A 25915-nucleotide genomic window follows, 5' to 3' on the forward strand; every position below is an offset into this window, starting at 1 on the left:
GGAGTGTACCTCACTAAGGTGGAACCCGTTGTATCTGAAAACACAACTGCTGATAACTATTAGACATCTCTAGAAAAGAGGAAACAGGGAACCCACCCCTCGCCCCTCCCCCTCCCAACCCACCCCTCGCCCCTCCCAGGAGGGGAGGGGAATAATTGATAATTTCTGGGTAATAATTGATTTTATTTTTGATTTTTACCAGATGTCTATTAGATTAGATATCTCCAGAAAAGAGGAAGTAGTAGGAACTTTGTATGCAACGTCTATTTTTAAGCATATCAGCAGATCGATGTACCTTTTTTTAATGTGGTTCATTGACCTGAAAACTGCTGTAAGTTTGGGTAAGTTTAGTAGAACGGAAAATATTTTTATGGCACACTTTAGTAATTTCTTAAATAAAGAACACTTTAGCAATTTCTTAAATCAAAAAGATTCAGATTTAGCATTCGTACTGCGTTCAAATTTGCTCGGAATGGAAACTCAACTAAAAGAAGCGATCGCTAAATACACAACAGACCCCGGAGTTCAAGAATGTCAAGCATTACTAGAGGAACTTGACTCACTTTTGGAACTTTCATTAGAACCAACACCAACAAATGAGGATAAAATTCCAGAAACTAACCCTTTACCAGAAGACGATCCGTTTGAACCAATATCATCCCTGTCTGAGAATGAAATGGATTCACTTTTGAAACCTTCATTAGAAGCAATACCAAAAAATGAGGAGAAAATTCCAGAAACTAATTCTTCACTAGAAAAAGATTCTTCGTTCGACGATGCGTTTGAACCAATATCATCTCAGTCTGAGAATAAATTTGATTCATTTTTGGAACCTTCATTAGAAGCAATACCAAAAAATGAGGAGAAAATTCCAGAAACTAATTCCTCGCTAGAAGACCATTTCTTTGAACCCATACCATCACCTTCTGGGAATGAACTAAAACTAATTCGCCTCCAGGAACTTTTGCTTGCTGAAAACAAATTATCAGAGTATGTCGGTTCAGTTGAGTTAAATAGCAATAATGATTCTGATTTGTGGCAGGAAGTACAATGTCTGCTACTACGACTTCCAGAACCAGAGGCAAATAGGTGGCGAAAGATAGCTCTGAAATTAGCTTTGGAGGTAGGAGGTGAGAAAGATGAGCGATCGCTCACCCTGGTACCTTTTACCAAAGATGAAATAGTGTATCCCGGTCTCACAGGAAAATTAGAAGCTAAAGGTTTATGCTTATCAACTCAGGAAAAATTAGACCCACGACTGACGCAGACAAATTTACCAGAGGAACTGTTGTTCCTGGCAAAAGTTATTTCTTTATATCTTAAATTTATTGAACTCGACCCCCAAATACATCATGCTTTCAAGACAGTCGATCGCTTTGGTGTGAGGCGTTTGAGTTTAGACTCAGAGCAAAAATCTAAGTATATTAATGCTTTGATTGACCGTTTCCAGTGGGCAGTAACAACAGAAGAGAGTGGCGATATCTTGAAAATTCTGCAAGCTAGAATAGACCTGGATGAAGCAATACATTCTTTAGTGTATATACCACCAGTCCCTCGTGACTCTTGGTGGGGCAAATTGCAAAAGGAATGCCGGGATACACTAAAAGAGCCTGCTCGAAAAGCTGGTAATCAAGTCAAAATTCGTCCTTTATGGGGGTCTTATGCTGATATAAGAAGTCGTTCCAAGTATGATTTAGAAGTTGATAGTGGGGGGACTCCAGGGGAAGTTTTAGCTTGTTTGCGAGTTTATGCAGAAATTCAAGGGGAAGTATTGCCAGGTAGAGTTTTATTTAGAGGTCAGAGGTAGTACAACGCTCCAGAATTGACATTCTCCTGACGCTGCTCTACCCTCCACGGCGGGGTTAGGGGTGGGTTGTCTCCAGTATAGCTGTCCCCTACCCTTACCCTTCACGAAGTCAGAACTCAGAACTCATATCATGTTCGGTTGAATAATTAGACTTTGGTGGAAGGAAGGCAGCGGGAGCTGGAGGCAGGAGGCAGAAGGTTTTCTTCTATTGTCAACTTAATTTTATACACGCTCCGATGCTGCCGGACATGATATCAGAACTCAGAAGTTAACCCACCCCTCGCCCCTCCCCCTCCCAGGAGGCAGGGCTGTTTCATTCTCGATAGACACGGGGACACACCAGACACACCAGACACGGGGATGAAGGCTTTTAAGCGACGTTGAACCAAATATTCTCTTAGAGCCTAAAGACGCGTACTTTGCTGAAAAATCGGCAAATTTTGGCAAATTTCACTGTTCCACTATCCCCTCATCTTCCGTTCTCCTTAAATCGTTAATCTACAATACTTTGAAACAGCCCTGCTCCCAGGAGGGGAAGTAGGGGATTTGAGCAACTCTCCAAAAATATTGCGCCTTAAAAGGCGGGGTTTTATACCAATTTGATAAATGTTTGCTACAAATAGTTAGGCTATTTCTTAGGAGTCAGGAGTCAGGAGTCAGGAGTCAGAATGAATAGTTTCAATAGCAGTTTTGAGCTAATAAATTCTATTTTTTTGTCAGAGGGAGACCTCCTGCATTTGTCTTTTTCTCATGCTTATTATTCGTAACATTCTTTTTTCAAAATGGTATTATATCATGTTCGGTTGAATACTTATAAATAACTTAGCGAGGAGTCAGGAGTCAACCCACCCCTAACCCCTCCCAACCCACCCCTAGCCCCTCCCAGGAGGGGAGGGGAAGTCAGGAGTCAACCCACCCCTCGCCCCTCCCAGGAGGGGAAGAAAGGAGAAAAATCAAGATAATTTAAGTATTTCAAGATAATTTAAGTATTTATTCGGTACTGTCAGTTCTGAAATTTTATTTATAACTGATTATCCGAACATGATATTAGACCCATATTATTTTGATAAAACTTTTTCAGCAAACCCTAATTATTAATTATTAATTATTAATTATTAATTATTACCCATAAACTCTACCTCTCCATTTTGTAGGAGTTTTCATAGCAGATAAAAATATCCGCAAAACTGCCAAAGGATCTGCTAAAGGAGATAACCAAAATAACCAACCAAATTTAGCTTTACTCAAATCATAAGCAGGAGCGATCGCTAATAACAAAGCAAATCTAATTAATAGTAAAAATAAATTTAATCCAAATAACAAAAACCTGGAAGACAAAGAAACATCAACAGGCAAACTCAACAATAAATAACTCAAAACTATCAATAAAGGCAAACCCTGCGTAGCGGACAATAACCAAAGGTCACTCCAAACTTGAGCAGTAGGGGAAGCATCCTTAAGGTCAAGCGATCGCCCCCACTCTTGCCAAGTTTCTGCCATACCCTCATACATCCTGACCTGCAAAACCTCCGCCCCATCCAAAAACCCCACCTTAAAACCTTGGGCAGCAATATTTCTAGCCAGAGTTACATCATCACAAAAAGAACCCTTAGCACTGCTATAACCTCCCACTTCTGACAACACCGAGCGCCGACACAGAAAACACTGACCATTAGCCATAACTCGTTCCGGCGTTTGTGCCCCCGTGCCCGTAGGTCCAAATCTATAGACTAACGTGATGAGTAAAGCAGGTTGTAGCCACAGCTCTCCTGGATATTTCAGAATAAACTGTGGCGACAGGGAAATTAGGTCATAGTTTTCAGCCTCTGCCTTTTTGACCAAACTAGCTACCAACCCAGGGTTTGGTTGAATATCTGCATCAACCCCCAGAAACCATTCACTCTCTGGAGAGCTTTTCAAAAAGCCTGTATGCAAAGCCCACGGACGACCTACCCATCCAGAGGGCAAAGGGTCATCCGTAATTAAGCGAAATCTTGGGTCTGTTTCTGCCTTAATCTTGACTATATATTGAGTATCATCTACCGAATTACTATCAACGACAATAAATTCCCGCACTTCATAACTCTGCCGAGTCAACCCAAGCAAACAGGGAGTAATGCGAGTTGCCTCATTGAGAGTCGGTATGACAACAGTTACTTTACCTACTAATTCTGGTGTGGGTGAGTCAGGTTTTAATGGTGGTTGACGAGTAGGACCTTTGATGAGGCGCGATAGTAAGATAGCTGTTGCTGGTAGTTGCAACAGTAAAATAACAAAAAAAAAGGCTTCAGGCATGATTTGGTATTCTATTGGGCATTATTTTAGACTTTATATTATCTCTCAAACAAAGCCAAGAATTTATTTTTTCAAATACCCTTGCCCCTGGTGTTCTCTCTCAAATCTAAAACTGATATAACTTTGGAGTTATTTTACAGCCATATTTACCTGTGTCGCAGGTACTTTTACCTCATCATCACTCATAGCATTGTCGAGGGACATATCCATCTCATTCAATTGATTAGCTGGAGATATCCACCACAGGGCGATCGCTGGAATTACCCCTAGGACTACACTCAAACAAGTGGGTAATAAGAATCTGCTATCTAGTGCAACTACAGTAATTGTTGCTCCAAAAGCAAAGTTAACTAAATAGGTAATGAGTGGCAGATTTAACTCTTGACGGGACAATGAAATTGTTTTCTTGCGCCAAAACCAAGCAGCTACAGACATATATATTGCACCTGTACCTACCCATCCTACTAAGTTGCGGTAAGGCATACCAAAGAAAGAGCCTTCCTCTTGAAATGTCCAAAACGGAAATGGTGCCTGACTCATGGCTGGGTCAAGGACTAGGTCCCAAGCTGTTAAAAGCATTGCTCCTGTAGCGATCGCTCCTAAATGACGCAACCAAGAGCTAGAACTCTTAACCTGTAAACCACAACGAGCTAGTAAATAAGAAACTAACCCCATATAAAACCAAGATAAGGGAATAGTAAAAGGTACTAAACCTGCGATTTTGTTAAACTAAGCCAGTTTGTTACCAAACCGACTCGTCTTCAGAACCGGACGTGAGACTTTCACCTCATCACGGCTCCTCTCTTAAACGTCCCTTTTCATGGGTACATCCCTGCCTTAATATCAACATATCGTCTACCCACATATAACCTTCAGGTAAAGCCTGTAACTTTGGTGCATGGATATGTTTGTTATCTAAGGCAGTTTTAGTATCGTGGCAATGTCGGTGCAACAATTGTTTGTTCTTATATGTGTTGTCACCACCTTTAGACCTAGGTTTTATATGGTCAATTTCCATAAGGTCAGTTGGTCTAAAGTGTAATCCACAAGATGCACATTTACCTTTTTGTCGCTTAAGTAGCGTTGTTACTTCCTTCCTTACGTCTGGATGTTTGCCAATTCTGCTACCCCAATAAGTCCAGTCACCGTCAAAGGGTGATTTATCACCTCTCACTTTGATGTGTCGTACAATAGGCACATCTGAGTGTCGGTTTAGTATATAGTCGCCGTCGTTAAACTCCCAGTTTCTGGTTTTACTAACTTTGGGGAAATACTTTTTCTTAACCCAAGTAACGGACTTATTTGGATGCCTTCTACTTGCCCATCTCCATAATCTCTTCCATAGGAGATGGTCTGTTTTACTGAATATCTCTTTGCTAACTACGGTTGAAAAGTAGTTAGCCCATCCTCTTATTATCGGGTTTAATTTGGTTATTAAAGCTTTTACAGAGGCAGTTTTATTAGAATTAAGTATTTCTGCCAATTTTCGATAATGAGTTTTTATACTCTTAGAGGACGGTTTAATCAGCGTCTTAAATCCTTGTTTGGCTGTATTTACTTTCCATTGCCTGATAGTGAAACCTAAGAAGTCAAATCCGGGTTTATTCCCTTCATATTCTTCCAAAGTGTGGGCAATTCTGGTTTTTTCTGGCTTTAGTTCTAATCCTACCTGGTTTAACCATTCCTGTATAACGGTTTTTGCTTCTAAAACTACTTTGATGTCTTCATGTAAGATTACAAAGTCATCGGCATAGCGTATTAGATTGAGACTTTTTACTTTATCTTGCCAGCCTTTTTGACGACCTTTTGCATTTCTAAAGTCTATGGTTTTGGCAAATTCTTTTAGTCTTTCTTCCATACCGTGCAGGGCAATGTTTGCTAGCAGGGGACTTATTACCCCTCCCTGTGGTGTACCTTCCACAGATTCTAAGAATTGATTATTATCAAACACCCCGGACTTTAACCATTGTTTAATTAATTGTCTGTAGGGAGATTGACCTATCTTTCCTAGTAGCGCATCATGGTTAATTCGGTCAAAACATTTGGATATATCAGCATCTAATACATATTTAGGTTTCATGTGGACACTGAGATAGATTGCATCAATAGCATCATGTGTTGACCACCGGAAAAGACCATAGCTATTAGGTTCAAAACGTGCCTCCCACTCTGGTTCCATACCTAACTTAACCAAGGCTTGTAACGCTCTATCATACATAGTAGGTATGCCTAACGGGCGTTTTTCATCTTTCCCAGGTTTTGGTATATAGACTCTGCGGGTCGGGCTTGCCTTGAGGTGGCGTGATGAGAGTAGGTTCACCAAGTTGAATCTTTGTATGGGTGTCAGGTTTTTGATTCCATCTACCCCGGAAGTTTTCTTTCCCTGGTTATCCTGTGTCACGCGCCTAACAGCTAGCAACCTAGCGTAATAACTTTTTAAAAGAAGTTTTTGGTATCTGTGCATCTTGCGGAGTTCGCCACGGCTGGATGCTCTGTAAATCAATTTTTGTAATTTGAATACAGATTTCTCTACCTTCTTCCAATTGATATCCTTCCATTTTAGAACCGGATTGATTGAAATTTGTGAAGGTATGTCGCCTATATCCCTTGCTACGCTTAAAAATGGCTTAGGGTTTCCTAATCTTCTTTTCAGTGTCTGAGCTTTATTCATTACTATTCATTGCCTTACATTACGTCTAACAGTGGGTACGTCTGCATTACTGCTTTTTACCCAATCCTACTCTCTCTAAGACCTACGTCCAAATGCGTAGATTGACCTTGAATGGCTTCCTAAGTTATCGACCTATATTCTTAGGTGTCTTAAAGAGGTTTTCTCGTTCCCTTATTCCTTTATTACGGCTGATTTAGTGGGGTAAAATCTCCCGGAGGGTTCAGTATGGTTGTTGATAATCCCGGATACATAAGATTATCCAATGACCCTCTGACTTTCGTCCTACATCCCATAGCTACCTTGGGGATGGTTTGGCTTGACGGGAGTTTGATTACCTTTCTGTTCGTCCACTTGTCAATCTTTGCTTGCGGTATCGTTCCTCGGTAACTGGTATTGTCCCGCTTTTAGACCAGCTTCACCAGTTTGATGTTCAGTCTCACCAATGTGGCCTATGCTGTCAACCCAACAACAAGGCGGATGGAATTTCACCACCAAGGTAATAAGAGTTATTCACAAGTCGAGGTTGTCCTCATGTATTGACTTGGAACGGCCATTTATACCCAGTTTCCTGGTTTAGTGGCCAACGAGTCGCACGTATCCTAATCCACTAAGGTAAGCATAATCTCCAAAAGGAAAACCCGTGCTAGTGCCCAATAGTTCGCTACTCAAAGATAGAAACACAGAAGGCAGCATAAAAGCCAGAGTTGTACCTATTCCCAAATTCCTCATGCTATACAAGGCAACTGCTAATGCTCCAAAGATAATATAAGTTGCTCCTCCACCTGCCATACTCCATTGGAAGGCAGTTTGTCCTACCGGAGGCAAGCTGATAATAATTTCAGGATTAGGTAGAACTATTAACAGACCTGCTAGTCCAAAAACTGTTGACAAGATATGTACAAGTAATAGATAGCGTTCGGCAATCATAAGTTGCTTCATAGAAGTCCTATTTCTGAGTTCAAAAATCAGTAATTTTCTAGTTTTGTGTTCTTGCGAAAATACTCCAAATCTATTCTGTGTATCAGCAACAGAGAGTTAGAAGTATTTTTTCTGAGTGGGACTAATTTTTTCTAGAAACCAATCCTGCAAAACACTACCTATTAGTTTACAAATCTTTACAAGAAAAAGAACGAGAATCACTTATATCTTTTGTTTTACTTTGTGTTTTTAAAATTTATTTTAATAAATTCTCAGAAATGGAAGGTACGCTTCTTTATCATGCTTTATGATATATGTCAATATTTGTGGCGACCATAGTCGTCTGAATCAAGATAGTGCAATGCGGTGGAAATACCGCAGTATAACGCTACGCGCAAGTCAATTTTCTCGTAAATTTTGACTCCTGACTCGGTTCTCCTGACTCCTGATTCTATACTACATTTTGTGGTGCGGAATGTGGGTTTAAACTATTCCCTGTTTGTGACATACTCCCACACTATAGCGTCAGCTTAGTGTGGGCTTCTCGTTTCGCAGTCCTGCCACTGCATCGGACAAGCGCGTGCTTTAAGGACGGGATGCCCCGCCTCCCTATTTTTTATATTTATTGCCGCATTTCCTAGGTTATGCTTCCCTACGGGATGCTGCGCAAACGCAAACAAGTCGCACTCTATTACGATACCGCAATCTGGGCAAGAATTAGTTCTTTGAGATAATTCTTTCGGGACTTTTTCACCGCAATTCGAGCAATATTGACTGGTATTTTGAGGATTCACAGCTATAGTGTTCTGTCCAGCATTTGCCTCCTCCGGAGGAGCTGCGCTAACGGCTTTGACAGCAAGAATAGACAGGAATTGTCCCCCAATAAGCTTCTGCAAAAAGTCTCCTCTAAAATAAGCTGAATTTTCAAATAAGATTGAGGAAATTATATTAAGCAATACCAATTCACTTTAGAGATGTCATTTCAGTTATCAGTACCGACCACTAAAGCAAGAGGCTTGAAAATACTGAATTGAAATTTTTTCATCCCCTGAAAAGGGGAGGCTTTGGACTTCATTTTTTGGTCACAAATAGTTTCAAATCTTAGATGTGAAATAATTTCAGTTAAATTACTGTAGTGTCAAAGTTTTGAGCCTGTAAAATCTTATTTTTGACTTTTGACTTTTGACTTTTGACTTTCATTAAACGGTATCAGCTTGGTTCAAATAAATATTAACCGGAGATTAAGTGATTATAGAAATTTTCACAACAGGAATTATAGTCTTAACTATACTTCTAGGTTTAGGCTATTTAGCACTAGAATTACAATATCGTAGTCGTCCAGGAAATGCTTTAGAGCTAACCTCTGGAGAATGGCATTTAGCAGTTGCAGAACCAGAAAATTACCTATTAGTGGGTGAAATAGAATTATGCAACCGTACCAAAAGCTTAGAAATTATGGTGCCAGAAATACAAGCAGAAGTAAAACTGCTATCTGGTGCAAGTTTAGAAAAAGTAAATTATCAAACTCAAATTATTCCTTTCCATGAAGATGCCCCAGCTAGACCCGATAACTATTGGTTTGCTTATATCGTTAAAGTAGGAAAAAAGACAAAACTGAAGATATCAATTGATATTAATGGGGAAAATTTAGACCAACTCAAGTCAGCTTGGATTAAAGTCAATTATATTACCTATGGGCCTCAAGGTCGCATTCCCAAAACTCGCCATATTGTAGTGCCTCTCAAATTTCCTGACCCTAAAGCTACTCCAAATCAGCGAAAAGCACAAAATGCAGCAGTATTTCCCATTCGCACTCATTTATTAACAGAGTTAGACGATCCCATAGAAATTGTCAAACGTTATGTAGTTCCTCATGCTCAACCAGGGGACATAGTGACTATTGGTGAAACACCCCTGGCCCTAATGCAAGGTCGTTTTCGTCACCCTACTGACGTTAAACCTGGATGGGTAGCCAAACGTATCTGTTACTTCTTTCTGCCCACTTCAAGTCTGGCAACAGCCTGTGGGATGCAAACTCTCGTAGATATTGTTGGACCAATCAAAGTATTTATGGCCTTTTCCGGAGGTGCCATAGCCAAATTATTAGGGAAACCTGGTATGTTCTACCAACTTGCAGGAGAACAAGCCAGACTAATAGATGATGTTACCGGAACTTTACCTCCTTATGACCAATTTATAGTTTTAGGCCCAGAAAATCCTCAACAATTAGTAGAACAAATCCAAGCAGCAACAGGCCTGGGTGCAGCAATAGTAGACGTTAACGATTTGAAAGCAGTTAAAATATTAGCAGCAACCTCTAATGCATCTACTTATTTACTAGAGGAAGCTTTAAGAAGTAATCCAGCAGGAAATGCGGATGAACAAACCCCAGTAGTTTTAATCAGGCCATCATCATCTTGAGGAAGGCAGAAGGCAGGAGGCAGGAGGCAGAAGGCAGAAGGCAGAGGGGAAAATTACTTATGGATAGTCTTCTACACGCCATTCTGTGTCTTATAACCCCAAGCAATTTTAAGCACCACAAGTGACGGTGGGATTAAACCCGCAAAAGAAAAGATAAAACAAGAAGTTGATGGAAATGAAAGCAAAAAAAGTGAAGATGACTAATAGACATCTCCAATAATCAAAAATAAAATCAATTCTTATCCATAAATTATCAATTATTCCCCTCCTGGGAGGGGTTAGGGGTGGGTTGCCTGTTGCCTGTTGCCTGTTGCCTGTTGCCTCTTTTCTGGAGATGACTAATGACAAGATATAAAGTATTAATAATGCTTATATAACTAATCTGAAAAAAACTATAAATTTAGGTCCATTTTAGTCATTTATCTGGATGACTAAAAACTGATTTTGCAAAATTTCCAGCTCCACAAAAATCAAAACTTTATTTCATATAAGCACCTAAAAATCTAGAAGAAAAAATAATGAAACCTTTAACCCGCCAAAACAAGAGTCAGGTGGTCATCCGTCCTCTAGAGTACCGCGACCTAGAAGCTATCAAGAACCTATGTAGGGAAACTCCAGAAGTACAACATAACCATCGAGATGTTACCTTTAACCTCTCTCCTATTAGCCTCAGCCAATTACCACAAATTAGTCGTTGGTACTGGCCCATAAAATTCTTGAGTCTTTTCCCTAATCCCTGCAAATATTTACTAACTTCCTATGTTGCAGAAGTAGATGGACAAATTAAAGGGGCAGTCCAAGTTTTTCCTAGCAACCGCACTCGCAGCAGTTGGCGGGTAGAAAGGATAGTTACTGAAGAAACAGGGACAAACAGAGGTATAGGTTCTCAACTATTACGATACTGCTTTGAGAAAATTTGGGAAGCACGGACATGGTTATTGGAAGTTAATGTTAATGATAAAGAGACTATGGCCCTTTATCGCCAAAATGGTTTTCAGCCATTAGCCCAAATTACTTATTGGACAATTACTCCCCAACAATTACAAGAGTTAGCCCTTTCTCAGTCAAATTTACCAAACTTACTACCTATTAGTAATGCTGATGCTCAGTTGCTCTATCAATTGGACACAGTATCTATGCCTCCTCTGGTACGGCAAGTATTTGACCGTCATATCCCAGATTTTCAAACTAGCTTTGTTAGTAGTTTGATGGAGGGAGTAAGACAATGGCTAAATCATACTGAATTGGTTAGTGGGTATGTATTTGAACCCCAACGTAAGGCAGCGATCGGTTACTTTCAAGTACAATTATGTCGTGATGGTACACAACCACACATAGCTCAATTAACTGTACATCCAGCTTATACTTGGTTGTATCCAGAGTTACTATCCCAAATGGCAACACTGGCTCAAGATTTTCCTCTTCAATCTCTACAACTTGCTTCTGTTGATTATCAACCTGAACGTGAAGCATATTTAGAAAATATCAAAGCTCAACAAATTGAACATTCTTTGTTGATGTCTCGTTCTGTTTGGCATAAACTCCGAGAGTCTAAGTCTGTTATTTCTGACCTCCAGTTTTCGGAAGTTCTTCAAGGTCTGCAACCAGTTCGTAAACCAGTTCCTAGTCGTAGTTCTTTGTTAAAAATTATGCAAAATAGACATGGTAAGGGTAGTAATTCTCAGTTTAAGACTAATAATAATTATTATTGGGAAGCTACAAGCGAACAGGTAAATTCTGCATCAGAGTCGTCATCTTCAAATTCACAAAGTGGGGATGAGGATGATAATGGAAAAATCTAGAAATGAGGAATTACTTGTGTCGTAAGTATTCAGCTAGTTCGCAGTCAGCTTTGAGCTTTAGGGAGTAGGGAGTAGGGAAAAAAATTCAAGGGATTGACATTGAATATGGCGAGGAGAACTGTTCTTGCAGACCCGTTCCGCTAACACCATTCCACCCTACGGGAAGCTGCACTAACGACCTCTTTTTTCTCTCTTAAAGGAGAAGCTTTAAACCTTAATTATTCGGCAAAAACAGAAGCTGAAATCCTCCATGAATTATACTCAAACCTACTTTTTTTTGATTGTTTAGTGGTATAGCACTACTTATTTTGGCGTTTGACAATAAATTTTAGTTGTCAGAAAATAAGGAAAACCGGAACTGAGAATATAGGAATGTCTGCGCCATATTTGCATAGTGCTATAAATGGTAAATATTATCCTTTTTTTTTAGAAGAGAATAGGTAATTATTAATTATTAATTTTTGAATATATCCAATTGAACAACAAAAGGAGTGAGAGATTTTTCGTAAATCTAAAAAGTATAATTTATGTAGATTAAGGAGTTAAATGTTCAATGTCTCAATCTCGAATTTCTGCACTGGGTTTAGATGTAGGGAGAAAACGTATGGGGGTGGCAGGATGTGATGGTACTGGTTTAATTGCTACTGGTATTACCACTATTAAACGTACCTCTTTTGAAGAAGATATAGCTAAGTTAAAAATTATTATACAAGAACGTCAAGTACAAGTTTTAATCGTAGGTTTACCATACTCTATGAATGGTTCTATAGGTTTTCAAGCTAAACAAGTACAAAAATATGCTCAAAGATTGTCACAGGCTCTAGAACTACCTATAGAATATGTTGATGAACGTTTGACTTCAGTTCAAGCTGAGGAGATGTTGAAAGCTGCTAATATTTCTCCTTCTCAGAATAAACATTTAATTGATAGAAAAGCAGCTGCTTTGATTTTACAGCAATGGCTGGATGAACGTCGAAAAAACAATATTAGTTCACAGGTAAATAATTCAATCGATATAGAAAAATCTTCATTAATGGATAATTGATAATGGATAATTGATAATTGATAATTGATAATTACCTCTGGTTAAAACCGCTCTTGATTGAATATAAGGAAATATTATTTCTTTTTTTTCCCCTTAAAAGGGCAGGGCTAATTCTTTGTCGTCAGAGAATATTCATCAGAAATACAAAAAATTGTGCAAATCTCCCCATCTCCCCATCTCCCCATCTCCCCATCTCCCCATCCCCCCATCAATTTTTCTAAGCGTGACAATAAATTGCCCCTGCCTTAAAAGGGGAGGCTTTAAACCAGAATTATTTAATTATTAATTAGTTAATTATTCGGTAACTATTCAGCCTGATATTATATAATACTATTTCTCAAAAATAATTCTATACTTATGCAGGACTTAAATGATTAAGTAATTAGTAGGATTAAATAATTTGAAAAGCAATTATTAGCTATTAGATGTGTATTATTCTTATGTTTACTACTTCTAGTAGGGAGGTTGCATTCAAATTACCTACCAATTATCCTAATCTGCCACTCAAGAATCTGAAGCTTCTCCGGATGAGGCATATCTCCCTACAACTAAATAATATGATAAAATATTTATTTAACTTTCCGGTGAAAAAATCATCCAAATACCCAAAATGTTTTCATCCCCAGAATCACAAGAAAATGGACAATTTCCAGAAACTTATGTCACTTTAACTGATGAGGCAGAGCGATCGCTATGTTGTACTGTAGAGTATTCTCTGGAGTTAGATAACCAAGAGTATGTAATGTTACTACCAATAGACTTACCTATAGAAATATTTACTTGGGCACAAGGAGATGTAGACCAAGCAAGTATTCCTGTAGGTGATGAAATGGAAATAGATCGAATTTTTGATACTGCCAAAGTTGTACTTGAAGAACAAAACCTTACACTTCAAAGAACAGCTATAACCTTAACTGTTACTGGGGAGTTACCAGAATGGGATGAAAATGAACTAGATGAAGTAGATGAAAATGATGAAGAAGGTGAATATTATGAAGAGTTGGCCACTTTTTTATATAAAGACCAGAAATACGCAATATATACACCATTAGACCCATTTTTAATTCCAGCTCGTAAAAGTGATAATGGAAAACTAGAATTGCTTTCAGAAGAAGAGTTTCAGCAAATTCAGCCAATGGTTCAATCAATGCTAGAAGATCAACTTTTCAATGATATGGAATAGACTATTTAGAATTTTAAGGAAATCAGGGCGATCTAGTCAACGATTTAGACCTACAATTATGCTCTAAAATAATCTAAATAATCATCGTAAAATTTCGGTAAGTGGGAACACCGTCTTTTAAGCGGTGGATGGAAACGACGCGATGGGCAATAAAGCATAGTCATGTTGACATCTCTAGGAGTTTTCGCTATAAAATGCACTATTAGGTGCGAAAATTGATTATGTATCTAACCCAAAAAAACAAAATTAGAAACCTGTCTAGCCAGGAGTTTAGAGCCTTAAAGCAATTGTGCAGATTGTCCAAGAATATGTACAACGTAGGGCTTTATTCTGTGCGACAGTTTTATTTTGCTGAGGGCGGATATCTCAGATACGAGTCAAATTACCATTACTGCAAGGATAACGAAAGCGTTTGCGTAGCATTCCGCAGGAAAGCTCCTCTGCAAGAGGCAAACTACCAACTACTTCAAACTGATATTGCACAGCAAACTTTAAAAGTTGTAGATAGGTCTTTTAAGTCATTTTTCAACTTAATTCAAAAAGCTAACAATGGTAATTATCGTTTTGAACAAATACGATTACCCAGATACCTCAACAAAGAAGGGTATTTTCCTTTAATAATACCTCGAATTAAGGTGAGAAATGGATACTTTAATATTCCCATGTCTAGGAAATTCAAGGCTGAGTATGGTGCAGTTAAAATTCCCTTTCCTGAAAGATTAGTAGGTAAAAACTTGAAGGAAGTTCGGATAATTCCTAGGTATGATGCGAGGTTTTTTGAGGTAGAATTTATCGCTGAAGAACAACCACAACCAACAATAAAATCTGACAATGCTTTAGCAATAGACCTGGGGTTAGACAATCTAGCAACTTGTGTATCAAATACTGGGTCATCGTTTATTTTGGACGGTAGAAAACTCAAATCAATCAACCAGTGGTACAACAAAGAAAATTCTAGATTGCAGTCTATAAAAGATAAACAAGGCATCAAAGATTTAACTAAAAAGCAAGTTAGTATTACGGTAAATCGAAACAATAAAGTTAGGGATTACTTAAATAAAGCAGCTAGATATTTAATCAACTGGTGTAGAGAAAACAAAATATCTACTATTGTTGTCGGTGTTAATCCAGGGATGAAAAAAAATATCAATTTAGGTAAAAAAACTAACCAAAACTTTGTACAAATACCACACCATAGTTTGAGGTTGAAGCTAAAAACTATATGTGATAGATATGGATTAACCTATATAGAACAGGAAGAATCTTATACCTCTAAGGCTAGTTTTTTAGACGGCGATCAGATACCTGTTTACAATACCGATCGCCCCACCACCTACAGCTTTAGTGGCCAAAGAGTCAAGGGTGGTTTGTATAGAACTAAGCAAAATAAATTAATAAATGCAGACAGTAATGGTGCTGCAAATATTGGAATAAAAAGTAACCTGAATGGGTTTACCCCGGACAGATTAGAGGCATCTTTGGCTATGCCATTAAGGGTAAAATTTGACGGACTTTCCTCACGTCAAATTTATTCGGCTTAAGAATCCACACGACTTTAGTCCATGGAGTGTCAACTTCCCTACAAACTCAGCTAAGAGAACCTTGAGGATAAAGTATTAACTAATCATAATGAAAAATAGTATTAAACTAATTTCCAATCGTGCCCTATTCTATTTGGCCATCCTGCCTGTAAGCTGTGGTATTTTTGCTTGGCAGGGATGGGCCTGGTGGAGTTGGGTTAGTGGCCCTCTAGTGACAAACACATCATCTACTCAGTCTGCGGAAGAAAATGCTATAACAATTAAAATTCCAGTTGGAACTTATGGTCAACAAATAGGTGAAGATTTGGAAGCTGCTGGTATTATTCGTTCTGCAACAGCTTGGAATTTCTGGGTAAAATGGTTGGGAATGCAAAATTCTGATTTAGAGTTTCAAGCAGGAACTTATAATTTATCGCCTACAGAACCTCTCAGCGCGATCGCAGATAAAATTCTAGACGGAGATGTAGTTAAAGTTGGTTACACTATTCGTGAAGGATGGTCAATTCAACAAATGGCTGAATATTTTGAAGCTCAAGGATTTTTTCCTGCTGCTGATTTTATTGCTGCTACTAGAAATATTCCTTATGATAAATTTCCCTGGTTACCAAGTAATATTCCTCACTTAGAGGGTTATTTATTCCCAGATACTTATAAGATAGAAGCGGAACAAAACACTGCCGAAGGTATTGTTAATCAAATGTTAGGGCAGTTTGAAAAAATAGCATTGCCTGTATATCAGAAAAATCAGAGTAATGCCGAAAATTTGAATCTCCATGAGTGGGTGACATTGGCAAGTATTGTAGAAAAGGAATCTGTAGTTGCTGAGGAGCGAGGTGTAATTTCTGGTGTATTTAATAATCGTTTGAAGAAAGGTATGAGGTTAGCGGCAGATCCAACAGTGGAATATGGCCTTGGTATTCGTCAAACAAAAGAGAAACCTCTTACTTATCGTCAGGTTGAAACTCCTTCTCCTTATAATACTTATCTGAATATTGGCTTACCTCCAACCGCAATTGCTAGTCCTGGTTTAGCAAGTTTAGAAGCAACTCTTAATCCAGATGATACCGAATATTTATATTTTATGGCCAGGTATGATGGTACTCATATTTTCAGTCGTACTGCTGCAGAACATGAGGCTGCTATTGCAGAGGTAGAAAGAATGTTATCATCTCAGTAGCTAGTGTCGCTACGCGGAAGTTAAAAGTCAAAATTTAAAAGTCAATCATTTTTGATTTGTAATTGTTTTAGGATTTTGTAACCAGTTATTTCCGCCATCCTGCATTAGTAGTTTTTTTGATTTTTTTTGATTTAGTAAGAAAGTCAAAGTTAGCAGTTTATTAATAAATAACTTTGATGTATTTTATTGATACTGCGCTAGTATTTTACTTTTGACTTTTAACTTATTCATTTAAAAATTATTGTTATTATAATAAATATTAATTTTATGTCTTTGGGTAAACTTTTACAGCCAGATTTAGTTTTAGGGAACTCAATTTTAAGTCTAACATCGGGAATTATCCAAAAACATCAAATTAAAGGTTTAGTTTTAGATGTAGATGATACTCTTGTGCCAATTAGTGACAGCAACACTTCTCCTGAATTAAGTGTATGGGTAGAAGAAATTAGAACAATCACAAGTCTATGGTTAGTAAGTAATAATCTGAGCCAATATAGAATAAGCAACATCGCTGAGTCTCTAAATATACCTTATATTGCTGGAGCAGGTAAACCTTCTCGTCGTAAGTTAAGAAAAGCTGTTGATGCGATGAATTTACCAGTAGAACAAGTTGCAATGGTAGGCGATCGCTTATTTACTGATGTTTTAGCGGGAAATCGTTTAGGGATGTTTACTATTCTTGTTGAACCTATATCTAATATAGATTCAGCATTTCCTAATTACGGAGTTCGCTCTTTTGAAATTTGGTTTTCTCAACTTCTAGGAGCATCTTTAAGTATGGATACCTACCGTTTAATGCCTGGAAATAAGAAATAATTGTTCAGTGAAGAAGGCAGAAGGAAGAAGGAAGAAGGCAGAAGGCAGAAGGCAGAAGGCAGAAGGGAAAATTCTTATTAGATAGTCTTCGACACGTCACTTCGGGTGTTATAACCCCAAACAATTTTTAGCACCGTATAGATAGTGGGGAATTAAACCAGCAAAAGAAAAGATGATTAATATGGATAGGTTAAGGGTGATAATTTTTGACTACTCCCCTAGGCAACAGCTGCGGGGAGTAGTCAAGATAATTTTAAGATTATTAATATTATAATATTATTTGAGGTAGAACTTATTTATTGTTTAAAGCCGTTATTAACGGCTATATTTTTAGTTTTTAACTTCAGCTATTTCTATTACTCGGCCATTCCAGTCTTTAACTAATAAATTCAGGGGTCTCTCCCTTCTAATTTTGTATTTAATACCTCGCATTTGTACCCGCATTAATATTTGTTCTAAACAATCTTTATCAAAGCAGACATGACGTTGGTTATTTCTTGTACCAAGACTTGCTCCACTAATAATATGTACTTGAGTATTTTTGATCAATTGATACCATAAACCATCTGAAACTGCTGTTCCTTGATTAGTAGTACTTGGTCTGGAATAATCATTTGATAGATAAAGTGGGTCTATACCTGTGGCACCTAATGTTTGTTCATAATTATAGTAGTAATGTAAGGGTACTTCTGCTACTGGTAAATCCAGCATTCCTTCATAAAACTGTTGAGCAATGGCTAAGTCTGAAACCATGATTGTGTAAACTTTCGGGGCGCTAGTAAGAAACATCCACATAGCTACAGCATAAGCTGCTAGTAGCATTACCATTATTCCTTGGGTAGAAAATAGACTATCAAGTGGTAACTCTGGTAAAAAAGTGCCTAAAGCTAACTGGGGGAGTAGAAAAGCCATAATATTTACAAAAAAAACGTGCAGTTGAAAGCCAAGTGGCTTTAGCCCTTGGATGAAAACAAGTTGTGGGAATTTATTCCCAAGTATCCCAAAAATGTGGGATAATACTAATATACGTAAATTTTTTACTCGGAATTTGATGAACGAAAAAAGTAATTAAGATGATTTGCATAGTATAAATACCTACCAAACTACGGGTTCATATACTACTTTTAATGTTACGCTCTTGACATGCGGAATGTGGGATAAAATATTCCTATGTATAAGCAAATTAAAAATAAGTATTTTTGATAAAGCATCTGTAAAATCTAGAAGTTCTGGTATAATAAAAGTTATACATAAATATAGTCATATATAGTCAAGTAACGTCAAATATCTTCGTTGATTTATACAAAAGAGCGCCTTTATATTTGACAAAATTTAATAACTCCAAGGCCAAAGGTTTAATAGTATAATGAAATTGGCATCAACGGTTCTCTAAACATAATGAAAAAAGTAGTCCCAAATGTCTTTGACTATGGGATAGAGGGTGTTGTAGTTCACCCAGTCAGAATAACACCTGCAAAATAAGGATATGTCATATTTGACTATATTTTTATGAACTATGCTTAGGATACTAATCAAAAAAGAAGCAGTTAGTTTAGAATAGGCTAAGATACTTCTGATTAGGGGTTATAGCTCAGTTGGTAGAGCACCTCAATGGCATTGAGGGGGCCAGCGGTTCGAGTCCGCTTAGCTCCATGTTAATATTCAATTTTTCTCTATCACTATCTCTTCAAGATTAGAGAGTATTTCTCAATAACTGATGATTATTCCTTCCTAGTTTGAACATTTTTCTTATTAGACATCTCCAGAAAAGAGGGAGTAGGGAGTAAGGAGTAGGGAGTAGGGAGTAGGGAGTAGGGGGAAATAATTGATAATTTCTGTGCAATAATTGATTTTATTTTTTATTATTTGGAGATGTCTATTCTACTAAAGTTAACTTACAGCGCAATTCATTTAAGCAGACTACAAAATTATTTTGAGTTAGGGAGTAGGAGTATGTTTTTGCCAATATAATCTATCTATTTGAAAACTGCTGTAATTGTTGATAGATTTTATAATACCATACTTAACTATTGCTCCGCAATGCTCAGATATTTTATTTGATGTAGCAAAATGTGGTGCAACACAATTCATTTATGACATTTCCATTTAAAGTCTTTGGTAATTATATAGATAACTGATGAGAACTATATTTTATTTTTTGCTTCTACTCTGATCGATTTACCTTTATCATCTGTACGATAAGCCCAGGTATAATTACCATCAGACAAGATAATATACCAACCTTCTACTAATCTTTGTCCACAAAGTTCATTACTATTTGCAAGTCCTAAACAAGTATTAGGCCAAGTTTCTTGACTGACTTGAGTAACCTTGATATTTTCAGGCAAAATACCCGTTTGATTACTTAAATCTTCACGAACAACATCAACTATATCATTAGGTATTCTTTCGTCATTATCGGCCAATTTTTCCACTTGTTCTAGAGTAGGTTTACCGATTTTTTTTATCCCATCAAAATTTTGATTAATGGAAGGTTCGCTCACAGCGAGTATCTGATTGATAGATTTATTTTTTAGAAGAAAGGGTTGAGATATTTCTGTCTGATCGTCGATTTTCATCTCTGTTGCAGACTTGATAAGGTTAGCAAATTTATTAGCTGTAGAATTAATTTTGGTGTTTGTTTCTAATTGTTGAGATTGAAGTACTTTGACAGCAGCAATTGCTGTTTCAGTCAAATTGGGATATGCTTCAGCAGCTAGTATTCCAGTCAAAATTAATGCCAGTAAAAAAGGATGAGGTGATTTCTTATCAATTCGCTCATTTGGATTTGGTTTATGATTTTTAGAGTTTAATTTCATGGTTAGTGTGCATTTATTATTACTAGATTTACTTGTTATTATGAGTTAAAAAAAACAGTCATTTTAGAACTATGACTATCAACTACAGGATTAGATAAGTACCTAAACAAAATTCTTGATCTACTCTGATTCTATAGAATGCTTACAATATCAGGTAATTAATCTGAAAAAATGTGTGATTAATTTTGTGTGGTCATTTAATAACGTAAGTTTTAATTTTATTCTGCTACTTGGCTACACATAACAGCAGAATTGTAAAATTTAGTATTAGTTAAACTTAATTTATCTATACCTAATTAATCTCTAATAACTAAAATTAATTTAGTTTGTACTATTTGATCTGATTAGTAACAGAGCATACAAATTTACAGTATTTAATTAAAATAGACTTATAAAAAAGTCAGTTAGTTCCGTAAGAATTAGTCATAAAAGCTCTAAAAGCAACTATTACTTTATTTCAATTTAATTGAGTGTTATTCCGGATAAAAGACTTTTTTTAAGAGCTTATGTCAATGAAAGCTTGCTTCTATTTAAATTTTCTGCATTGAGAATATATGCAACTACCAACAAGATGATACGATAATACAATGTTTAGCTATTGAAATTCTAAATTTTTACTGACAAATTAAAATTCTAATTATCCTCTCATCATAACTTAGAAGTTTCTACGGATGGATAAAAATATTTTCCTTGGCAGTAGAAAATTAAGTAAGCACAAACCAATTTTGGTGCTATTAACAATTTAGCAAGAGAAGATAATGGAGACAAATATTATGGACTCGTTACTTGAAGGTGGTGCTGCTATACAACAGCGTGATTACACCTTAATCATCGATAAAAGCAAAGATATGTATCTACCTGACTCTGCCATAGGCAAAAGTCCTTGGGAGTTAATGCAAGAGTCGGTAATAAAATTAGCAACTGAATGTGAGAAGCTAGATTTAGATGGACTAACAGTTTACTTATTTTCGGACTATTTTAAACGATATGATCAGGTTACATCTGCTGACTTAGTTCATATCTTTCTGGAAAATCAACCTTCGGGTAAAACTAATTTAGCAGATGCTCTGAAGGATGCTATTGATAATTATTTTGAACGACGTGCTTTAAATATAGCAAAGCCAAATGGGGAAACTATATTGGTTGTTACAGCAGGAGAGATAGAAGATCCTGAGCGAGTTAAGGATATTATAATTTTTGCTGCTAATAATTTACAACAAGATGAAGAATTGGGTATTTCACTTATTCAGGTAGGAAATAAGCCTGAAGTAACGCAGTTTTTTCAATTATTAGATAATGGATTACAAACAATAGGAGCTAGGTTTGATATTTGTAATACTGTGACTATTGAAGACTTGGAAAATATGAATTTAACTGATGTTTTTATCAATGCTATCTTTAGCTAGAAGTCAGAATTCAGGAGTCAGAATGAATGTCTTCAATACCAGTTTTTAGGTAGGAAATTTTCTTTTTCTCTTGGTGTGCTAGCAGATGTGCCGTGAGGCGACGTGAAGTCTAACCGCTTTGTCAAAGAGATATGTTCTGCGCTTTTCTTTATAATCGCATTTATTATTCAAACACATTCTTTTTTTACAATTGTATAAAAAGATAATTCAAGACTTTAGGGAACAGGGAAAAGAGCAGGATTTTACAGATTTTTTAGTATGGTAAAAAATGATAATCCAGTTTCACATACTCATCTGGAAATTCTATATCTTTGATATCTTTATCGTTAATTTTTTTGTCTGATTTGAGAATTGATAGTCTTGGAATTTACCGAAAAATTAAAATTAAGGTATAAAGTCTCTCTATATCATAGAGAAAAAAGAAAAAAAAATTTAGCCCATCCTCTTAATTTACAAGAAGAGGTAATAATTAATAATTAATAATTAGGGCTTGCTGATTAAATATTGCGCGCATTTACTGATATTGGTTTTAGCATTTTTTGGTCTAAAAAAGTGCGCCTGTTTTCGGTGGAAAGAGCTGCAAAAAGCTAGTATTTTGGGATGATTATGGCAGACAAATCAACAAACCATTATGAACGACTACCTACTCTATAACTCCCCTAATATCATGTCCGGTTGAATACTTATTATTAAGGTAGTAGGGGAGTAGGGGAGTAGGGGAGTAGGGGAGTAGGGGAGTAGGGAAAATAGAAAGATTTACTGTTTAAGCACTCATGATAAGTTTTTTCATCACTGATTATCCGGACATGATATAACTCCTGAGAAAGTATCTGTAAAATAAATCTTAAGAGATGCTCAAAAGTTTACGTTTTACTGGATTACAGCGAATCACAAAGCTAACTATTAACTTTAACTATGTAATCTGGCAAACCCAACCCTACACCAGGATTTAATATTTTATTTACCGAATTATTAATTATTAATAATTAATAATTAAATGATTCTGGTTTAAAGCCTCCCCTTTTAAGGGGAAAAAAGAAATAATATTTCCTTATATTCAATTCCGTAACGGTTTTAACCAGAGGTAATTATCAATTATCCATTATCAATTATCAATTATCAATTAATGAAAGATACCCTCTAATTATTAGAGTTGTCGCTAAATAGAGGGAAAAAAATCGCTCCAACCTAGACAGAGCCATCATTCCAAGGCATTTTAGTTGCCAATAACTACAATCCTTATAGAACAAGGTTTTTGGGAATTTTTTAAGTTATAAAGCGACAAGTCTATTAATTATTCATTATTAATTATTTAACTACTCCCTACCTCAACAAAAATACTTTTGAGCGCAAACCCTAATTAATTAGGGCTTACTGAATAAAATTTTAATCAATACCTGTAAAAGCTTTCATGGTTTTTTATCCTGAAAAAGTACAAGGTTTTTGCTCAATTTAGTCTAAAAATGCTAATATTTTTCCCCTGACTATCAGAAAATTTGGCCGTAGCAGATAGTCTAAACTATTGCCTTTCGGAGCTGTTGCCTATCATCACCATCAGACTTTTTCAGCAAACCCTAATTATTAATTGTTGAAGTAGAAGAATTTTGTGGTGAAACCCTCAACCATAAATACCGTCCTACTGCCTTTAAATATAACCTGACTGGAAACTGATAATAATCAATGAAAATATTAACAATAATTAGCAAATGAAATAGAAAAGTTAAACCAGTCCAAACTCTCGGTAACCAACACAAAGGAGTACCAGGTATTGGGGGGTAAAAGTAAGCCGTTAATCCTATTAATGTTGTTGGTAATATTACAAACGCAACTGCTAATAATTTAATTACCCAACTCAATTCAGCATTAGGATGATCGACTTTCCAATTTCTACCATTCCACCGCCAACTTAAATTAGAAGAACTATCCGCTATTTTCAATGATTGCTTTACCAAATCTGCAGTAAAAATATGGTTACAGAAATTACAGGCAAAAGCATCCATTAAAACCATTGCTGATATCTGGCCATGATAACAGACAGGGCAAGTATAAACTTCTTCTACGCTCAAATCTTTATTGATATTTTGAGAATTACACATAGAATTTACCAGTAAAAACTATATGGTATCCCAATTTTAAACTTGAACTTCTAAACCAATCTATAATCTGTGATAATTCTTAACTTTTTTTCTCAGTTATAGCAGAAGAAAGAAGGAAGAATATTGCGTTGTTTGAATTTTCAGCTATAGCAGAAGGAAGAAGGAAGAAGGAAGAAGGAAGAAGGAAGAATATTATGTTGTTTGAATTTTCAGCTTTTGATATGTCCTTACCAAAAAATAAGGTCTAAAATCTCCCCTTTTAAGAGGATGAAAAAAATATTCAATTCAGTATTTCAAGCCTCGACTTGAGTCGGAGGCACTGATAATTGATAACTGAAATTACCCTTTGCTTTGACTGGTTATCAAATTAATTAGGGTTTGCTGAAAAAGTCTTTTTGTTGAGGTAGGAGACAGGAGATAGGAGAAATAGGAATTTAGAGGGGGTAGGAGTAAGAATTGTCCCTTGATTTTTCTGCCCAACTATGAGCCTAAAATACTAACTTTATTGAGCGTTTTAGACTAAAACAGGCACACTTTTTTTGACTCCAAACAGGCATTTATCTTCATATGTCAATGCTTTTCGATTTAATCAGCAAGCCCTAATTAACATCAATCATACATATAGTAATAGTATTGACATCCTCTCCGGCCTGAAGGCGCGGAGATTCCTACTGAACCGTAACTCTTCGGTGGGTTGACGTTTTGCGCTTCGCAAAGCTCCGCTAACACTGACTGCTGCTACCAGATGCGCTAGTCTTACGCTTGCCTCCACGTCCGTTTTTCGTCTCCGTTAGCGTAGCTCCTCCGGAGGAGGCATGCCCTCCGGCGACTAATATATTTATCGCTGCGTTTTCATCTCTATCGTGTTTGCTGCCACAGTTTAGACACTCCCACTCTCGCACCTTAAGGTCTAACTTTCCACCTTTGAATCCACAACTAGAGCAAGTTTGAGATGTTGGTTCAAGGGCGACTAATTACTCTAAAATCGCGACCATATTTTTCTGCTTTTCCTTCTAAAAAAGTCCGTATGGGTTCTCCAACCTAAATCTGAAATTGCTCTGGATAATTTACGGTTTTTCACCATTCCAGAAACGTTGTTATACTTCTAAAACAACTGTTTGGTTTTCACGAATTATTTCAGTAGATAATTTATGTAGAAAATCTGTCAAGCGTATCTTTCAGTTTGGCATGGAATTTAGCTACTCTAACCCTGGCTTTTTCATACCTTTTAGACCCTTGAGTTTTATGAGATAATGACTTACTTAACTTTCTTAATTTCTTAATTCGTTTCTTTAGTGGCTTAGGAGCATCAACCTTTGTACCATCGCTAAATGTAGCAAAAGTTTTAATACCTAAATCTATACCTACTGAATTATCATTTTTATGCAAAATTTCTGGTTGTATTTCTACTACAAAACTCAAGAAATATCTAGTAGGGGCGATTCGCGAATCGCCCCTACAATCTTTTATTACTGTTACTGATGATGGAACATTAGGTAGTTCCCTTGACCAAACAATTTTCAGCTTTCCAATCTTGGCGCTTCTAAACTTTATGTTCACCAACTTTAAACCCTCATGCATGTAAATCTAGCAGTTTGCTTTGACTTTTTACTTTTAAATTTAGGAGGTCTAATAGGTCTACCTTTTCTCTGACCTTTTGTAGATTTGAAAAAGTTTTGATACGCCTGGTTTAAATCATTTAAAGATTGCTGCAATGGTATAGCAGAAACTTCTGATAACCATTCTCTGTATTCAGTCTTTTTGGCTTGAGTAATAAAAAGCTTTTGTAGCTTAGAATTAATGGGTTTCTTTTCTCCTAAAGTATACTTTTCTTGGCAGCAAGCTAGACTATCATTCACTCGCCACACGGACACAACCAAATAGCTTTGCGCTCTCGGTATTTTTGTCCTAGTGTTGA

General features: G+C 36.7%; 19 protein-coding genes, 1 tRNA gene and 3 pseudogenes. 10 read left to right on the plus strand and 13 right to left on the minus strand.

From position 1 onward, the window contains the following. Nucleotides 1–202: 202 nt before the first annotated feature. Nucleotides 203–1807: a hypothetical protein gene (locus tag F6K54_RS16345; RefSeq protein ID WP_293079257.1), complete on the plus strand. Its 1605-nt coding sequence runs from the start codon at nucleotides 203–205 to the stop codon at nucleotides 1805–1807. A gap of 1122 nt (nucleotides 1808–2929) precedes the next feature. On the opposite strand, the gene cruG is transcribed toward F6K54_RS16345, so the two are convergent. From cruG to F6K54_RS16370, 5 genes and pseudogenes are all read right to left on the minus strand, one after another. Next, nucleotides 2930–4102: a 2'-O-glycosyltransferase CruG gene (gene cruG, locus F6K54_RS16350; protein WP_293079259.1), complete on the minus strand. Its 1173-nt coding sequence runs from the start codon at nucleotides 4100–4102 to the stop codon at nucleotides 2930–2932. Between the two features lie 231 nt (nucleotides 4103–4333). Further along, nucleotides 4334–4825, minus strand: a pseudogene (locus F6K54_RS16355) (carotenoid biosynthesis protein); the annotation flags it as partial. 67 nt (nucleotides 4826–4892) lie between these two features. Continuing rightward, nucleotides 4893–6773, minus strand: a complete 1881-nt coding sequence (gene ltrA / locus F6K54_RS16360; RefSeq protein WP_293079261.1) for a group II intron reverse transcriptase/maturase — start codon at nucleotides 6771–6773, stop codon at nucleotides 4893–4895. 594 nt (nucleotides 6774–7367) lie between these two features. Next, nucleotides 7368–7712 (minus strand): annotated as a pseudogene (locus F6K54_RS16365) (carotenoid biosynthesis protein); the annotation flags it as partial. Between the two features lie 509 nt (nucleotides 7713–8221). After that, a complete protein-coding gene (locus F6K54_RS16370; RefSeq protein ID WP_366558150.1) occupies nucleotides 8222–8653 on the minus strand; it encodes a zinc ribbon domain-containing protein in 432 nt (143 codons plus the stop codon). A 286-nt stretch (nucleotides 8654–8939) separates the two neighbouring features. Here F6K54_RS16370 and F6K54_RS16375 point away from each other — a divergent pair, with 286 nt between their 5' ends. The 3 genes from F6K54_RS16375 (at nucleotide 8940) to ruvX (ending at nucleotide 12959) form a co-directional block, all read left to right on the plus strand. Then, nucleotides 8940–10112: a F420-0:Gamma-glutamyl ligase gene (locus tag F6K54_RS16375; RefSeq protein ID WP_293079292.1), complete on the plus strand. Its 1173-nt coding sequence runs from the start codon at nucleotides 8940–8942 to the stop codon at nucleotides 10110–10112. A gap of 518 nt (nucleotides 10113–10630) precedes the next feature. Further along, nucleotides 10631–11914, plus strand: a complete 1284-nt coding sequence (locus tag F6K54_RS16380) for a GNAT family N-acetyltransferase (RefSeq protein ID WP_293079263.1) — start codon at nucleotides 10631–10633, stop codon at nucleotides 11912–11914. Between the two features lie 553 nt (nucleotides 11915–12467). After that, nucleotides 12468–12959 carry a Holliday junction resolvase RuvX gene (ruvX, locus tag F6K54_RS16385; RefSeq protein WP_293079265.1) on the plus strand — a complete coding sequence of 164 codons (492 nt, stop codon included), beginning with the start codon at nucleotides 12468–12470 and terminating at the stop codon, nucleotides 12957–12959. Nucleotides 12960–13066: 107 nt separating this feature from the next. Here the strand turns inward: ruvX and F6K54_RS16390 are convergent, their stop codons facing one another. Then, on the minus strand, nucleotides 13067–13189 hold the full coding sequence (locus F6K54_RS16390) for a hypothetical protein (RefSeq protein WP_293079267.1): 123 nt from the start codon (nucleotides 13187–13189) through the stop codon (nucleotides 13067–13069). A gap of 380 nt (nucleotides 13190–13569) precedes the next feature. On the opposite strand from F6K54_RS16390, the gene F6K54_RS16395 reads away from it, so the two are divergent. The 4 genes from F6K54_RS16395 (at nucleotide 13570) to F6K54_RS16410 (ending at nucleotide 17676) form a co-directional block, all read left to right on the plus strand. Further along, a complete protein-coding gene (locus F6K54_RS16395) occupies nucleotides 13570–14142 on the plus strand; it encodes a DUF3727 domain-containing protein (RefSeq protein ID WP_293079269.1) in 573 nt (190 codons plus the stop codon). 221 nt (nucleotides 14143–14363) lie between these two features. Continuing rightward, nucleotides 14364–15683, plus strand: coding sequence for a transposase (locus F6K54_RS16400; RefSeq protein ID WP_293079271.1), 1320 nt, complete (start codon nucleotides 14364–14366; stop codon nucleotides 15681–15683). Between the two features lie 88 nt (nucleotides 15684–15771). Beyond that, on the plus strand, nucleotides 15772–16860 hold the full coding sequence (mltG, locus tag F6K54_RS16405; protein ID WP_293079273.1) for an endolytic transglycosylase MltG: 1089 nt from the start codon (nucleotides 15772–15774) through the stop codon (nucleotides 16858–16860). 267 nt (nucleotides 16861–17127) lie between these two features. Beyond that, nucleotides 17128–17676 carry a YqeG family HAD IIIA-type phosphatase gene (locus F6K54_RS16410; RefSeq protein ID WP_293079275.1) on the plus strand — a complete coding sequence of 183 codons (549 nt, stop codon included), beginning with the start codon at nucleotides 17128–17130 and terminating at the stop codon, nucleotides 17674–17676. 330 nt (nucleotides 17677–18006) lie between these two features. On the opposite strand, the gene F6K54_RS16415 is transcribed toward F6K54_RS16410, so the two are convergent. Beyond that, the gene (locus tag F6K54_RS16415) at nucleotides 18007–18588 is read right to left on the minus strand and encodes a glyoxalase-like domain protein (protein ID WP_293079277.1); all 582 of its coding nucleotides are present in this window, start codon (nucleotides 18586–18588) and stop codon (nucleotides 18007–18009) included. Nucleotides 18589–19256: 668 nt separating this feature from the next. On the opposite strand from F6K54_RS16415, the gene F6K54_RS16420 reads away from it, so the two are divergent. After that, nucleotides 19257–19329 (plus strand) — tRNA-Ala (locus tag F6K54_RS16420). Between the two features lie 285 nt (nucleotides 19330–19614). Here the strand turns inward: F6K54_RS16420 and F6K54_RS16425 are convergent. Both F6K54_RS16425 and F6K54_RS16430 read right to left on the minus strand, forming a co-directional pair. After that, nucleotides 19615–19767 (minus strand): hypothetical protein, encoded by a 153-nt coding sequence (locus tag F6K54_RS16425; RefSeq protein ID WP_293079278.1) that lies wholly within the window; start codon nucleotides 19765–19767, stop codon nucleotides 19615–19617. A 53-nt stretch (nucleotides 19768–19820) separates the two neighbouring features. Further along, a complete protein-coding gene (locus F6K54_RS16430) occupies nucleotides 19821–20495 on the minus strand; it encodes a hypothetical protein (RefSeq protein WP_293079280.1) in 675 nt (224 codons plus the stop codon). A 773-nt stretch (nucleotides 20496–21268) separates the two neighbouring features. On the opposite strand from F6K54_RS16430, the gene F6K54_RS16435 reads away from it, so the two are divergent. Then, complete coding sequence (locus tag F6K54_RS16435; RefSeq protein WP_293079282.1) at nucleotides 21269–21901, plus strand: hypothetical protein; 633 nt, start codon at nucleotides 21269–21271, stop codon at nucleotides 21899–21901. Nucleotides 21902–23475: 1574 nt separating this feature from the next. On the opposite strand, the gene F6K54_RS16440 is transcribed toward F6K54_RS16435, so the two are convergent. The 4 genes and pseudogenes from F6K54_RS16440 to F6K54_RS16455 form a co-directional block, all read right to left on the minus strand. Further along, nucleotides 23476–23997, minus strand: a complete 522-nt coding sequence (locus tag F6K54_RS16440; protein WP_293079284.1) for a hypothetical protein — start codon at nucleotides 23995–23997, stop codon at nucleotides 23476–23478. Between the two features lie 722 nt (nucleotides 23998–24719). After that, nucleotides 24720–24899 (minus strand): zinc ribbon domain-containing protein, encoded by a 180-nt coding sequence (locus F6K54_RS16445; RefSeq protein WP_293079286.1) that lies wholly within the window; start codon nucleotides 24897–24899, stop codon nucleotides 24720–24722. A gap of 247 nt (nucleotides 24900–25146) precedes the next feature. Beyond that, a complete protein-coding gene (locus F6K54_RS16450; protein WP_293079288.1) occupies nucleotides 25147–25557 on the minus strand; it encodes a transposase in 411 nt (136 codons plus the stop codon). A 5-nt stretch (nucleotides 25558–25562) separates the two neighbouring features. Then, nucleotides 25563–25915: pseudogene (locus F6K54_RS16455) on the minus strand (hypothetical protein); the annotation flags it as partial.

The sequence above is a fragment of the Okeania sp. SIO3B5 genome (assembly GCF_010692555.1).
Lineage (GTDB): Bacteria > Cyanobacteriota > Cyanobacteriia > Cyanobacteriales > Microcoleaceae > Okeania.